At 59.3% G+C, this 13,783-nt stretch carries 13 protein-coding genes; 7 read left to right on the forward strand and 6 right to left on the reverse strand.

The window, feature by feature from the left end; all coding sequences use genetic code 11:
* Positions 1-11 precede the first annotated feature (11 nt).
* The 4 genes from I2G20_RS05575 to I2G20_RS05590 all read right to left on the reverse strand — a co-directional run bounded on the left by I2G20_RS05575 (position 12) and on the right by I2G20_RS05590 (position 4,681).
* Positions 12-860, reverse strand: coding sequence for an SDR family oxidoreductase (locus I2G20_RS05575; protein WP_196258679.1), 849 nt, complete (start codon positions 858-860; stop codon positions 12-14).
* 64 nt (positions 861-924) lie between these two features.
* Positions 925-3,375 (reverse strand): DNA ligase D, encoded by a 2,451-nt coding sequence (gene ligD, locus I2G20_RS05580; protein ID WP_196258680.1) that lies wholly within the window; start codon positions 3,373-3,375, stop codon positions 925-927.
* Positions 3,376-3,377: 2 nt separating this feature from the next.
* Positions 3,378-4,214 carry a non-homologous end joining protein Ku gene (gene ku / locus I2G20_RS05585; protein WP_196258681.1) on the reverse strand — a complete coding sequence of 279 codons (837 nt, stop codon included), beginning with the start codon at positions 4,212-4,214 and terminating at the stop codon, positions 3,378-3,380.
* Positions 4,215-4,216: 2 nt separating this feature from the next.
* Positions 4,217-4,681 carry a hypothetical protein gene (locus I2G20_RS05590; RefSeq protein WP_196258823.1) on the reverse strand — a complete coding sequence of 155 codons (465 nt, stop codon included), beginning with the start codon at positions 4,679-4,681 and terminating at the stop codon, positions 4,217-4,219.
* A 127-nt stretch (positions 4,682-4,808) separates the two neighbouring features.
* Here I2G20_RS05590 and I2G20_RS05595 point away from each other — a divergent pair, with 127 nt between their 5' ends.
* Together I2G20_RS05595 and I2G20_RS05600 are read left to right on the forward strand one after the other, a co-directional pair.
* Positions 4,809-5,093 carry a hypothetical protein gene (locus I2G20_RS05595; RefSeq protein ID WP_196258682.1) on the forward strand — a complete coding sequence of 95 codons (285 nt, stop codon included), beginning with the start codon at positions 4,809-4,811 and terminating at the stop codon, positions 5,091-5,093.
* A 423-nt stretch (positions 5,094-5,516) separates the two neighbouring features.
* Positions 5,517-6,032 (forward strand): ferritin-like domain-containing protein, encoded by a 516-nt coding sequence (locus tag I2G20_RS05600; RefSeq protein ID WP_196258683.1) that lies wholly within the window; start codon positions 5,517-5,519, stop codon positions 6,030-6,032.
* Here the strand turns inward: I2G20_RS05600 and I2G20_RS05605 are convergent.
* Positions 6,017-6,331 carry a hypothetical protein gene (locus I2G20_RS05605; RefSeq protein WP_196258684.1) on the reverse strand — a complete coding sequence of 105 codons (315 nt, stop codon included), beginning with the start codon at positions 6,329-6,331 and terminating at the stop codon, positions 6,017-6,019. The two genes, I2G20_RS05600 and I2G20_RS05605, sit on opposite strands and share 16 nt — an antisense overlap.
* 211 nt (positions 6,332-6,542) lie before the next feature.
* Positions 6,543-6,851 carry a DUF2934 domain-containing protein gene (locus I2G20_RS17150; protein WP_207747543.1) on the reverse strand — a complete coding sequence of 103 codons (309 nt, stop codon included), beginning with the start codon at positions 6,849-6,851 and terminating at the stop codon, positions 6,543-6,545.
* Positions 6,852-7,063: 212 nt separating this feature from the next.
* On the opposite strand from I2G20_RS17150, the gene I2G20_RS05615 reads away from it, so the two are divergent.
* The 5 genes from I2G20_RS05615 to I2G20_RS05635 all read left to right on the forward strand — a co-directional run bounded on the left by I2G20_RS05615 (position 7,064) and on the right by I2G20_RS05635 (position 13,760).
* Positions 7,064-7,987: a PRC-barrel domain-containing protein gene (locus tag I2G20_RS05615; RefSeq protein ID WP_196258685.1), complete on the forward strand. Its 924-nt coding sequence runs from the start codon at positions 7,064-7,066 to the stop codon at positions 7,985-7,987.
* Between the two features lie 92 nt (positions 7,988-8,079).
* Positions 8,080-8,385 carry a hypothetical protein gene (locus tag I2G20_RS05620; protein WP_196258686.1) on the forward strand — a complete coding sequence of 102 codons (306 nt, stop codon included), beginning with the start codon at positions 8,080-8,082 and terminating at the stop codon, positions 8,383-8,385.
* Positions 8,386-8,666: 281 nt separating this feature from the next.
* Positions 8,667-10,148, forward strand: a complete 1,482-nt coding sequence (locus tag I2G20_RS05625) for a sensor histidine kinase (protein ID WP_196258687.1) — start codon at positions 8,667-8,669, stop codon at positions 10,146-10,148.
* A gap of 306 nt (positions 10,149-10,454) precedes the next feature.
* Positions 10,455-11,549, forward strand: coding sequence for a glycosyltransferase family 4 protein (locus I2G20_RS05630; RefSeq protein WP_196258688.1), 1,095 nt, complete (start codon positions 10,455-10,457; stop codon positions 11,547-11,549).
* A 9-nt stretch (positions 11,550-11,558) separates the two neighbouring features.
* Positions 11,559-13,760: an amylo-alpha-1,6-glucosidase gene (locus tag I2G20_RS05635; protein WP_196258689.1), complete on the forward strand. Its 2,202-nt coding sequence runs from the start codon at positions 11,559-11,561 to the stop codon at positions 13,758-13,760.
* The last annotated feature ends 23 nt before the right edge of the window (positions 13,761-13,783 follow it).

Below are 13,783 nucleotides of genomic sequence, written 5' to 3' on the forward strand. Positions count from 1 at the left end.
CCCATGCCACCCTAGCTGCTCGGGAGGCTCCCGCCGTTAACGTGGATCGTCTGGCCTGTAATGTAGCTCCCGTCTTCGCTCGCCAGTAGCAAATAGGCGGGCGCGACTTCATTGGGCTGGCCGGGACGTCCGAGCGGCGTATCCGTTCCGAATTCTGCAACCTTCTCCGCGTCGAAGCTGGCGGGGATGAGCGGCGTCCAGATCGGTCCGGGCGCGACTGCATTGACCAGAATGCGTTTGTCGGCCAGCCGCGTCGCGAGCGATCTGGTCAGCGCGACAATCGCGCCTTTGGTCATTGCATAGTCGATAAGCTCCGGATGCCCCCGATAAGCGACCACGGAAGCGGTGTTGATGATCCGGCCGCCGGGCTTCATGCGTTCCAGCGCAGCCTGAACCATATAGAAATATCCATATATGTTGGTCTGGAATACCCTCTGCATCGCCTCTTCAGGCACCGCCGAAAGGTCGTCGCGCACGTGCTGTTCGGCAGCATTGTTGACGAGGATATCGACCTTGCCGAAGGCCTCGACGGCATTTTCCACAAACCGCGTGCAAAATTCTTTGTCGCCGACGTCGCCTCTGACGAGAAGGGCCTCGCTGCCTTCAGCCTCCACACTCTTCTTGGTCTCCTGAGCGTCTTCTTCTTCATCGAGATAACCGATGGCGATTTTCGCGCCCTCCCGGGCAAACAGCACGGCCACCGCCCGCCCGATCCCGGAGTCTCCCCCTGTGATGATCGCCACCTTTCCAGCAAGGCGACCGCTGCCGGGATAGCGGGGCGCATATTTGGGTGCCGGATGCATCTCGCTTTCGCGCCCCGGCTGACGATCCTGATGCTGTGGGGGGTTCTCGGCGTTCATGGGAAGCTCCTGCGATTGTGGGTCCTCCAAGCAATGGCAAAGAGCGCCAATATGTTCCCTGCAGTCAGAGCTGCTCCAGAAGCGCTTTCGTAATGGCCTGACTAACCTTGGCGTAGCCCGGCCAGGGGGATGGCCCCTGGGCCCGCACCGCAGCTGTCGCAAGCGAGAAGCCGTTGGCCCGTTCAAGCGTTTCCACCTCCTCCCAACTCACCGGAACCGCAACCGGCGCCCCTTTCCGCGCGCGCGTCGAAAAAGGCGCAACGGCCGTCGAGCCACGCTCATTGCGCAAATAATCGATGAAAAGTTTGCCCTTGCGGGCCGCTTTGGAAAGCGTGGCGGTAAACCGGTCGGGTTCGTCCCGAGCCATTTTGCGCGCGAATCCGGCCGCGAAAGCCTTCACCTCCCGCCATTCCGTCCGGCGCGTGAGCGGCACAATGACATGAATGCCCTTTCCGCCTGTCACCATCGGAAAGCTCTCCAGCCCCATTGCCTTGAGCCGATCCCGGATATCGAACGCCGCGCGCTTGACGTCGGAGAAGTCCAACCTCTCGTCTGGATCGACGTCGAACACCAACCGGTCGGGCTTCTCGAGGTTGTCGACCCGCGAGCCCCAAATGTGGAATTCAAGAACTCCCATCTGAACCCCGGCCAGCAACCCGGCAAGATCGCGCAGATAGCGATAGGTGGTTTTCCCGCCCGATTTTTCAGTGATCTGGACCGGAAGCATCCCTTGCGGGAACCCTCCGGTATCGTGCTTCTGGAAAAAACAGGCTTTGGCACGTCCTTCGGGACAGCGGACGAGGCTGAGCGGGCGGTCCCTGACGTGGTCCAGCATGGCCGGTGCCACCGCCGCGTAATAGGCCGCAAGCTGGCCCTTGGTTACACCTTGTTCGGGGAACAGAACCTTGTCTGCGCTCGAGAGCTTGATGCCCACTTTGTGCGCATCTTCGACGCCTATTTCGCTCGTCAGCGGAATCTCGTCCGCTGCGGTGGTGGCCGTCTCCATGCCGATACCTTTCGCCGGTTTGTCTTCCCTCAGTCCCAGGAAGGAAGGATGACGAAGCGCACCGTCATCGGTAAGTTCGGTATAGGCAATCTCAACGACGAGATCGGGCCGTACCCAACGCGCGCTCCGCGCGATTTGCCCGGGCACCCCATCGAGCGGGGGTGACTTGCGCGCCCGCTTCCCGAGCCGTCCTTGCAGATCTTCGCGGGCGATTTCGTCAAAGCCGGTTCCCACGCGGCCCCGGTACACAAGTTTGCCGCCCTCCTCAGTCGCCAGAAGAAGCGATGCAAAACCACCCTGACGCTTGTCCGACGGCGACCAGCCAACGACGACAAATTCCTGGCGCAGCGTGCATTTGATCTTGAGCCAGGACTTGGTCCGCGCCGAAACGTATCGAGCGGCCCCGTCCTTGGCAATTATGCCTTCGTGGCCCGCCTGGCAGATCGCGTCGAAAACCTCCTGACCCTTGCCGGAGATCGTTGGCGAAAACTGCAAGGAATCGTGCCTCGCTCGTTTGCCGATGAGTTTCTCCAGCGCCTTCTTGCGCTCGGTCAGTGGGCGATCGCGCAAGTTCTTGCCATCGAGCTCCAGCAGATCGAAGGCGAAAAAAACGAGTGGCCCGCCATCCGAAAGATGCTTCTTGAGCACGGAAAAGCTCGTTCCGCCCTTGGGGCCGAACGCGCATATCTCCCCGTCGATCAATGCACTTTTTGTTTTAAGTCTCTCCAATGCCGGCACGACATGCCCGAACCGGTCAGTCCAATCCAGCCCGCTGCGGGTGAAGAGTCGCACGTGCCCATCGCTGACCGCGGCAATGCAGCGATACCCGTCATATTTCATTTCGAACAGCCAGTTAGCCCCGACCGGTACGCTGTCGACCAGAGTGGCAAGCTGAGGCTTTACGAAATCCGGCAGGGTTTTGGTGCTCCGGCGCGGCTTTCCCGTAGCGATCTCTTCCATCTTGCGCCCGGTTTCGACGCTCTTGTCGGCTTGGAGGATGTCCTCGCCGCCCGCGAAATCGTCGCGCTCCTTGATAAGCAGCCAGTTCTCCCGTTTATCGCCCTTCTTTTCCCGCATGCGGATGAGCGCCCATCCGCCCTTCATGCGCTCGCCTTCGAGGCGGAACTTGAGCCTGCCCGACTTCAACCCATCGTCCGGGTCGCCTTCGGGCTCCCATTCCCCGCGATCCCACAACATCACGGTTCCCCCGCCATACTCACCTTCCGGGATCGTACCCTCGAAGCTGCCGTAATCGATGGGGTGGTCTTCGGTGCGCACGGCGAGGCGCTTTTCCGCCGGATCCGAGCTCGGCCCTTTGGTGACGGCCCAGCTCTTGAGCACGCCATCATGTTCGAGCCGAAAATCGAAATGCAGCCGCCGCGCATCGTGCTTTTGGACAACGAACATGCGCCCCCCAGCCTTCTTGCCTTTGCGCCCTGCCGGCTCGCGCGTCTTCGCGAAATCCCGCTTTTGCCGATAGTCTTTGAGGAGGTCGGAGGGATCGGCCATCGTCAGCTCGCTTTCCGGGCCCGCGGTGAGGGCTTCTTTTTACCGCCTGACTTTTCGAGACTCGATTTGAGAGCGCCCATCAGGTCGATGACATTGCCCTTTTCCTGTGCCGCTGACGGGTCTTCCTTGTTGGACCTTATCTTTTTGCCGCGGCTTTTGATTTTCTTGTCGACGACCGCCCGTAGCGCTTCACGGTAATGGTCCTTGAATTGACCGGCGTCGAAAGGTGCGGACTTGCGTTCGATAAGTTCGGTCGCGACTGACACGAGGTCCTTTTCGGCCGCGGCCTTCTTGATCGAGGAAAAGAACGGGTCGGATTTGCGGATTTCATCCTCGTAGTGCAGCGTTTCCAGCAACATCCCGGAGCCGCACGGCTTGAGCGCCGTCAGGTATTCCCGACCCCGCAGGGCGATTTGACCGAGACCAACCGTCTGGGTCTTGCGCAGCGCATCGCGGACGACGCGAAATGCGTCCTCGGCCAGTTCATCCTGCGGCACCACATAATAGGCTTTGTCGAAATAGATCGGGTCGATATCGCAGGCACCGACGAACTGGACGAGTTCGAGCGTCTTGCGCGTCTTGAGCTTGACCGCGTCGATCTCAGCGTCGGTGAGCAGAACGTAGCTGCCCTTTTCGTATTCGAATCCCTTGATGATTTCGTCGGCATCAACTGGCCCGATGCCCGGCACGACTTTCTCGTATTTGACCGGCTTTCCCGATGGCTCGTGAATCTGGCGGAAGGCCAATCGCGCGCCCGCTTTGGAGGTCGAGTACAACTCGACCGGAATGGCGACGAGCGAAAGGCGGATCTGGCCTTTCCAAATGGGGCGCGAGACCATTTCTAGTATTTGGCCGGAGGGTCGCTGGCCGGGAAGGACTCGTCCACAGACTCGTCGACTTCGTCCCAGTCATCCGCATCGTCACGGGTAGAATCTGGGCCGGCCGGCCGGACCTGTACGTCCGCTTCTGCAGGACCTGCGGGTTCGGCATCCTTGAAGGCGGCCGCTCGCGGCCGGTCATCTTCGTCTTGTTCGTCTTGATCAACGGGTCCGGGAGCCGCACCGACTGGCCGCTCGTCGGCAATTTCCCTCGCCTTGTCCCATCCCGGCGCATTGTCCAGTCGCGAATTGTCATCGAGCCCCGGCAGATCGCCCTGCACCTCCATTGCTGAGCGGGGTTCCGCAGGTTCTTCGCGAACCGGGTGCCGCGCGGAATCGTGACTTTCCCGTATGGCGTCGATTTCCTCCGCTTCTGTTTGCTGTCGGGACCGCGAATCGGGGCCCATCGCACGCGTTTTGTCGGACATCATTTTTCTCCGCTCTTGGATTCGGTGAAAACTAACGCTGGAGAAATCGACATGTTCCGGGGCTCATTGCAGCCCGGTGGAACCTCCTGGAGCGGTTGTCCATTCCGCAATCAGAGCGGAGAACACCATGACTGACGGCGCCATGAGCATTGAGGATATCGAGGGACGACTTGCCGCGCAGCGCCAACTCCTGCAATGGCTATTGGCAAGAACCGTCACTTCATCCGAAATTTACGAAGATCTGCTGCTCCATATCGATGCCGGATCGGTCCCACTCGACCACCAGGAAGATCCCGGCGCCGTTCCTACGGCTGCTTTCGCAACGTTCGCAGCCACGTCCATCGAAATGCGCGCACTACTCGAGCCGCTCAAGTCCCGGTTTGCAGACGGGACGGAGAGCCCGAAGAAATAAACAAGCCCCGCCTCACTGCCCCATCAATGATTCCGGTAATCGTGAGGACGCGCTCCGCTATACGGCCTCCCTTGTTCCCTGGGGCGACGGCGCCCTTCGATTACGCCCGCAAAAATGATGATGCCCATCATCCCGACGAATACGAGGCCAGCAATGGCCAAAAGGCCGATCAAAAAATTCAGTTCCAAGGCACTCTCCTTAGGCAGGACCCCAACCGCCCGCAATGCGGAGCGGTTGCGGTTTTCTACTCCAAAGCGAGAAACCCGCAGCGGTTCCGCAACGCGAACGTGGAGCCGATCCAGCCTGCCTCGATTATCATATGTCATGAGGGGAAGAGGCGGCGGCAATGCCGCTGGCCTGGCCCGCAACCATTCCATTCCCCGCCCGTTGGGCTACACCTTTTACGCCAACTGGAGCGACACAATGAAAAATCCGGATGAGGTTCTTTCGGTCTTCGTTACGGGATTGAAAAATGCGCATGCGATGGAAAAACAAGCGCTCTCGATCCTCAAACCCCTAGCATCTAGGATCGAAAACTACCCTGACCTAAAGAACCGCATTGAGCGCCATATTACCGAGACGGAAGGACAAATATCCCGTCTCGAAACGATCCTTGACGAAGTGGACGAAAAGCACTCCGGGTTCAAGGACGCCGTCCTTTCGATGGGCGGAAGTATGGCGGCACTTTCCCACGCCGCGGCGAGCGACGAAATTCTCAAGGATACGTTCGCCAACTATGCTTTTGAGCATTACGAGATTGCCGCCTACAAGTCCCTCATCGACCTGTCCCGTCAACTCGATGGCAATACAATATGGCCCCTGCTCGAACAGAACTTGCAGGAGGAGGAAGAGATGGCCAACTGGATCGGAGATCACATCGGCGCCGTCACCGAACGGTATACCGAATTGAGGTCGATGGACGCTCAGGCCAAACGCTGACCGTCAACCCCAGTTAACCCCTCGAGCACCGCGCGCGGTCCCTCGGGGGGATAACCGGCGTCTTCGACCAACGATACGCCATAGAGCTTGTCGTCGGTGAATGCGCTCGTGCGCACCGAGAAAATATCGTTGTTTTCCTTTTTGCCTGCCGTTACGCCCGCTTCCGCTTCTGCGGCAACCAGGCGAGCGTCCCCACTGGAATGCGCGCGCACCAGCACGTGGCCTTGATATGCGCTCATCCTCCATCCCGGATCGCTACGCTCAGCGATCGGATAAAGCCGATAAATCCGCGTTTCCATCGGTGAACTCCCTTTGTCTCAAGGGCCTTACGGCAGCATCATCACCGGAACGAGGCAAATAGCGAAAATCACGCCAATCAGCCCAACTCCAACCCACAACGGGGCGAGGACACCCCCGCCCGGAGAAGACGTTGGGACCTCGGGAGGAGCGAACTGTCGCCGGTGCCGGTACCGGGTAAAATCTATGACTTTGTGTTCCACAGCCTGCGCTCTACTTGTTGGTGCGCCCACGTCTCCTCGGCTCGATCGAGCCGTCCGGTTCGGGATCGCTCATCACATCGCCTTCCAGGGTATTCTCACCGCGTATCGCCTCAAGACCGTCCCTCCCCGCGCCGCGTGAATACTTAATGCCAGGATCCTCCGACATTTCGTCGCTCAGCCCGGCATCCTCGTTTTCATCGGAGCCGCTCAACTCACGTTCGGCCTGCTTCCAATGATCGAGTTCTCTTCCCTCGGGTTTACCTTGTTGTTCCCACAACGCGTAGGCGCGCTGGCGTACATTCTCCTGGTCGATATTCATGGCCGTCCTCCTGGGTGATAGATGCGCTAATAAACGGATCATTGGCATGGACGTTCCCTGCCTAGCCGCAGGCCGGCGACCCACGCCTGTATTCGTCAATCCTATGTTAGCGAAAGGCAAGAAAGCGGAACGAGCGCTTCTGCGGGCCGTTCCATCCTTGAAGGCGACGCCGTTTCGCCACCAATCGAACATTCAAGGAAACTGGAGGAACAATGCCTCATATTTCTCTTCTCGCGCTCGCCGCCGCAACCAGCATGATGTTTACCGGAGGGGCGATCGCTCAGGAGACCACGCAGGACACCGCGCCACCCGATCCTACGCAGGAAACGGCACCCGTTCAGACCCTTCCTGCTGAAGGTCAGCCAGACCCGTTGGCTCAGACGGAAGGGCAAGCCGACCAATGTCGCCAGAATATGGCGGCCTTTGCCACCCAATTGAACGAAGACCAGTTCTGGATCTCCGGCTGGGCCGGAATGCCGGGTTATGGCTTCACCGACACCACGGCCCCCGTCGCCGAAACCCCTGCGGTTACGGGCGAGCCGGGACTGGCTGGGATGGGTCAATGGGAGCAGCGTGGTTATGAGTCCCCCCGTCGCCAGATTCAGGTGCTCCACGCCGCAGCGCAGGTCTTCGCCGCGCAGAACAATCAGGAAGCCTGTGACTATGTACTAGGGCAGTTGGCCTCGACATACGAGCGGTATCGGACCGACCTGGCCGATGCAGGGGTGCAGCCAGTGGAAATTACCGACTGGCGGCGCGAGCAGATTGCGCTCGCTGAGGGGGTGCAAGATATCGGCACCCTTAACAGGTTTACAGCGAACACCCTGATCGGCGCTGACGTTCGGACCCGCGCGGATGAAAATCTGGGTTCGGTCAACGACGTGATCGTGGATCCCGAGTCGGGAGAAATCAGCTATCTGATCGTAGCCCGTGGCGGCTTCTTCGGCTTTGGTGAAGAGTTGACCGCCGTACCTTGGCAAGCCTTCGCCGCGACGCCAGACTTGGGAACCCTGGTGCTCGACATCGAGCCAGCCCTTCTCGAAGGGGCTCCGACGACCGACAGCACCTTCTGGACCCAACAGGAGAGCTATCAGGGGCTCATTGAGCAAACCAACCAATACTGGCAGATTCAATAAAATCAGATGCCCTCGTTCGCCTTCCTTCCGGATCAGGCACGGGGGCATTTTGTTTTCTGCATAACATGCTAACGCCGCGGGTGACCTGAGTAATGCAACTCGTTGGGGTGTTTTTGCCCCTTGATACGAAGCATCAAACGCCGATTGCACCGGACGTGTTTGAGGGAATCTTCCGAGATCTAGCCCATCGTTTCGGGGGAGCGACGGCCTTTTCGCGAGCTCCCGCCCAGGGCCTTTGGAATGACGAAGGGCTCATGAAAAGCGACCGCCTGATCATCGTCGAAGTGATGGTTGAGGATGTGGATGAGTCCTGGTGGAAGGACTATCGCCTTTGGTTGAAATCAGAGCTTGAGCAGGACGAGATCATCATTCGAGCCACGCCATGCCGAAGACTCTGAGCATAGGCGGGCTCCAGAGCGCATATTTCCCTCAGCTCAGCCCAAACTCCGAACGTCCGCGGCTGAACACGAACCTATCCACCGCTGCAGTTCCCCGGTTGTAGGACGCCGGAGATCGTGCTTTTATGGCATGCCTTCAATAGGTTGCGGGCCATTTGAAGTATCGGGGGACGCGCGTGAGCGGCAGCACGGGCACGGCTACTGTTGAATCCCGTCGAGCTTTTGGCGCAGGCCGGGTTCAGATTGCGATTTGGCTCGGATCGGCTTGTATTCTGACTATCATGCTCATTCTGGGCTCGTTGGTGTGGCAGGCCTACAATGAGCGGCTAGCGCGCGCTCAGGCCACCAGCGCGGCCAATGTGAATCTGGTCGCGGTTCAGACGCGGTGGGTCGTGGAGACCAGCGCCCAACTGCTCCTGCGCATTCAGGATCGATTTGACAGCGGCGACCTCACCATCACGGACGCCGAAATCCATCATCTGGACCAGCACGTGCGCGAGCTTCCCGATCATTTGCGGATATCCATCTATGACGCCGCCGGGAACCTGACCCTCACCAATGCGGAACGGTCTGTAGGCTACAATATCGCCGACCGCGAGTATTTCTCACGGTTGGCCGGCGGGGAGAGCTTTGTCATTTCCTCCCTGCTCCGCGACCGCGCTACGGGGGAGAACGGCTTTGTTATAGCAAGGCGGCTGGAGGGTGCAGGAGCGTTTCTCGGTGTCGCCGCGATTTCGGTCAATAATTCCATGTTCGAGGAATACTGGCACCTGCTGGGGATTCCTCCGGGCGGCACCATCAGCGTCGTGACCGTCGATGGTTGGCTGGCTGCACGCTATCCGCCGGTCGAGGAACCGCTTTACGTCGGCGACCGTGAGCTTTTCACGCGACACCTCGCATCCGCGCCGAGCGGCACATACTTTTCGGCCGCCTCACCTATTGATAACGAGCCGCGCATCGTCGCCTACAGGGCAATCGATGGTGTGCCGCTCATCGCGATCTCGGCGATTTCTACGCGCGAGATTGCGGCCGGCCTCTGGGTCTCCACGCTTATTGTGCTGGGGCTTCTGCTTCCTCTGGCGGTAGGGTTGCTGTTGGCCTTATTCTGGATGGGCCGGTTGGTGCGCGATAAGGAAGCTGCGAGGCAGAAGCTGGAAACAACGCTCGACCACAACAAGCTGTTGTTTCGCGAGCTCCACCACCGGGTCAAAAACAATCTGCAGGCCGTAGCTTCCTTGATACGCCTGCAGGATCAGCCGGAAGCCCAGAAAGAGGAAATGAGCCGCCGGCTGGGGGCGATGATAGCCGTGCATGAGCACATCTATAAAACCGACCAGTTTCAGACAGTCGACGTCTCTGGATACATAAGGCGTTTGATATGCGAGATCGCCGAAAGCTTCGACTTGGCTGCCACGGTGAAGATCGATCAATCCATCGAAACGATTGTCGTTGATCGCGATCAGGTTCTGCCCATCGGCCTGATCATCAACGAAGTGCTCAGCAATGCCTTCAAATACGCTTTCCAGGGGCGAGAGTCCGGAACGATCGAGATATCGCTGCGGGAAATCGAAGACGGCCGTCTCGCCAAGCTTATCATAGCCGACAATGGTAACGGTTATGATGCCCATACCGTACGACGCGGAATGGGCAGTCGCCTGATTGAAGGCCTCTCGGCCCAGGCCGGAGGAACCATTCACATTTCGAGTGATAACGGCACCGTTTTCGAGTTCCGGTTTCCGACCGCGACTTCGGTCCCGGAGTGATCACCCGCCCCGCGAGGTATGCACATCAAACCGATTGGCTAGCCTCTGCTTCCGCACACGGTCGTTGCACTGACACTGACGGTCCCCCGGCCGATCCTCCTCCGCCACTCGTATTTTTTATTTGGTACCGCCGCGGGCGGGAACCGTTCCACCGCCCTCGCAGTTGGATACTCCGGTGTGGTCGAAGGTTTTGGGCGTTTTCGTCCTGACTTGCACGTGGATCGCTATTGCCCCGCATAAGGCGGCGCTCCGGCAGCTCCCACACTCTGAAGGGGCCTAGGCGAACGAGCAAAGGAGACTTCGACCATGAAAATCGCGCAGATCGCGCCCCTGGCTGAGTGTATTCCACCAAAGCTGTACGGGGGAACCGAGCGCATCGTGTCCTATCTCACCGACGCATTGGTATTGAAGGGCCATGATGTGACGTTGTTTGCAAGCGGAGACTCGCGAACGTTAGCAGATCTGGTGCCCTGCTCGCATATGGCGTTGAGGCTCAACCCCGAGATCCGTGATCCTCTCCCCTATCATGTGATGATGCTCGAGCAGGTTCGTCAGAGGGCCGACGAGTTCGACATCCTCCATTTTCATATCGACCTGCTCCATTTTCCGCTGGTCCGGGAAATTGCGAACAAGACACTGACGACGCTGCACGGGCGGCTCGACCTGCCCGACCTCCCTCCTTTCTATCGTACATTTCCCGAGTTTCCGTTGGTATCGATTTCAAACCACCAGCGCGAGCCGATGCCTCCGGTCAACTGGGCTGGTACTATCTATCACGGACTTCCCGCTGACCTGCTGCCGTTTACGGCTGCGCCCGGAGGAGGTTATCTCGCCTTCCTGGGACGAATTTCGCCCGAGAAGCGGCCAGACCGCGCGATCGAGATCGCTGCGAGAACCGGCATGCATCTCAAGATTGCAGCCAAGATCGACAAGGTCGATCAATCCTATTGGGACGAGGCAATTGCGCCCCTTGTTGAGACACACAGCAATGTCGAGTATGTGGGCGAGATCGGAGAGGAGCAGAAAGCGCATTTTCTTGGCAATGCAGCCGCGTTGCTCTTTCCGATCGACTGGCCCGAACCCTTCGGACTAGTCATGATCGAAGCCATGTCTTGCGGCACCCCCGTGATCGCGTTCCGCTGCGGCTCGGTCCCCGAAGTTATCGATCACGGCATGTCCGGCTTCGTTGTCGATACCATCGAGGAGGCGGTAGAGGCCGTTGGTCGAATCCCGGAATTGGACCGCCACCTGGTCAGGGCGCAGTTCGATGCCCGGTTCACCGCAGGTCGAATGGCGGCCGATTATGTGTCGCTCTATGAGCGTCGCCTGGCTGCCTTTGACGCCAACATCCCCTTCGTAAGCTCCGGCCCTGCCGAATTTGGCCAATCCATAACCGCGTAGGAGAACCACATGGAGGCTTTTGCCACCAAGGCGGAGGAGCCCCCGTCCCCGCTTGAGCCCGAGACGAACTACGGCGTTTCGGCGCGGGCGTCGCTTCAAGAGATCCGCAGTAGAACCCTCAAGCATGGGGATACCTTCGGGGTCTTTGACCACAACGGAGACATAGCCCTCACGGCTTCCGACGCCGAGGGGCTGTTTCATCGGGACACGCGACACCTGTCGCGCCTCTCCCTCCTGGTCAATGGCGCCCGTCCGTTGCTGCTGAGTTCGACCTTGCGCGACGATAATACAACTTTGACCTGCGATCTCACCAACCCCGACATCTTCGACGATGCCGAGCACCTCAAACTCGAGCACGATCTCGTGCATCTCCGGCGCTCGCGGTTTTTGTGGGAAGGCGCCTGCTATGAGCGACTTGCCGTCAGAAACTTTTCCAGCGACACGGTCACGATCACCATCGATCTTTCGTTTCGAACCGATTTCGCCGATTTGTTTGAGGTGCGGGGAACTCGGCGTACGCGATGGGGTCGCCATCATCCGCCTGAGGTCGAAAAGACATCCGTATCGCTTTCATATACGGGGCTCGACGGCCTGACCCGTCGCACCCATCTGACCTTCTCTCCTCAACCTGAAACGCTCACGTCGAATACCGCGCATTTTGTGCTCGATCTCAAGCCGGGTGAAACACAGTCCATATTCCTCACGATTGCGTGCCTTGGCACGGAACAGGACCGTCGGGAACCGGAACACTTCTTTACGGCCATTCGCCAAGCGCGCCGCTCGCTGCGCCGCTCGTCGTCGCGCGCAGCGGCAATCAACACGTCCAATGAAGTCTTCAACGAAAGTCTCCGCAGGAGCGTCTCGGATCTTTATATGCTCGTTACCGACACACCTGAAGGTCCGTATCCCTACGCCGGCGTCCCCTGGTTCAGTACGGTGTTCGGTCGCGATGCCTTGATCACAGCCTTCGAAACCCTTTGGCTCGATCCCGAGATAGCGCATGGCGTTCTTCACCATCTTGCGGCCAACCAGGCGAGGGATTTGGATCCCGCAGCTGATGCCGAGCCCGGCAAGATCCTGCACGAAGTGCGCTATGGAGAGATGGCGGAACTGGGGGAGGTTCCCTTTCGTCGCTATTACGGCAGCGTCGATTCCACCCCACTTTTCGTTATGCTTGCCGGAGCATACTTCGAGCGCACCGGCAACACCGGTGCCGCCCGGACGCTCTGGCCCCATGTCGAGGCCGCTCTCCAATGGATCGAAATCTACGGCGACCGGGACGGTGACGGCTATGTCGAATATGGGCGCAAGACAGAACACGGCCTGGCAAATCAAGGCTGGAAAGACAGCCATGATTCAATCTTTCACTCCGACGGAACACTCGCGGCGGGCCCCATCGCGTTGTGCGAGGTTCAGGCATACGTCTACGGGGCATGGATTGCCGCTCGAACGCTGGCCGGGGTGCTCGGCCTCGACGAGCAGGCGGAGGCCTGTGACAAGAAGGCCGCCGGCCTCTTCGAGCGGTTCAACAGGGACTTCTTCGACGACTCGTTGGGAACCTATGTTCTGGCCCTCGACGGCACCAAGATGCCGTGCCGGGTCGTGTCGTCCAACGCAGGACACGCATTATGGACCGGCATAGCGTCGCCTGATAACGCCCGATCGGTTGCCAACACCCTGATGAGCAGGCGGGCGTTCAGCGGCTGGGGTGTCCGTACAATTGCCGCTGGCGAGAGCCGCTATAACCCCATGAGTTATCATAACGGCTCAGTTTGGCCTCATGACAACGCCCTGATTGCGGCCGGCCTTTCCCGCTACGGCTTCAAGCAGGAAGCGAGTCGCATTCTCGAGGGGCTGTTTGCAGCATCTGCATACATCGACCTTCGGCGCCTTCCCGAGCTGTTCTGCGGTTTTTCGCGACTTAGGTCGCAGGGCCCGACGTTCTACCCGGTCGCGTGTATGCCGCAGGCCTGGGCGGCGGGAGCTCCGCTCTATGCGCTGCAGGCCTGTCTTGGATTGCGGTTCGATATAGGGTCGGGACACATCCTCTTTGACCGCCCTCTCCTGCCCCGCTTTCTCGATACGGTCAAACTGCGGCGGCTCAAGCTGGCGGATAGGGAAGTCGATGTCGCATTGCATCGTTCGCGGCAGACCGTCGTCGTCGAAGTTGAACGACGGGAGGGAGATCTTGAACTCGTGACGATCACCTGAGCCGGGCTTAGTAGACAACGGAC

The sequence above is a fragment of the Pelagibacterium limicola genome, from assembly GCF_015694405.1.
Taxonomy (GTDB): domain Bacteria; phylum Pseudomonadota; class Alphaproteobacteria; order Rhizobiales; family Devosiaceae; genus Pelagibacterium; species Pelagibacterium limicola.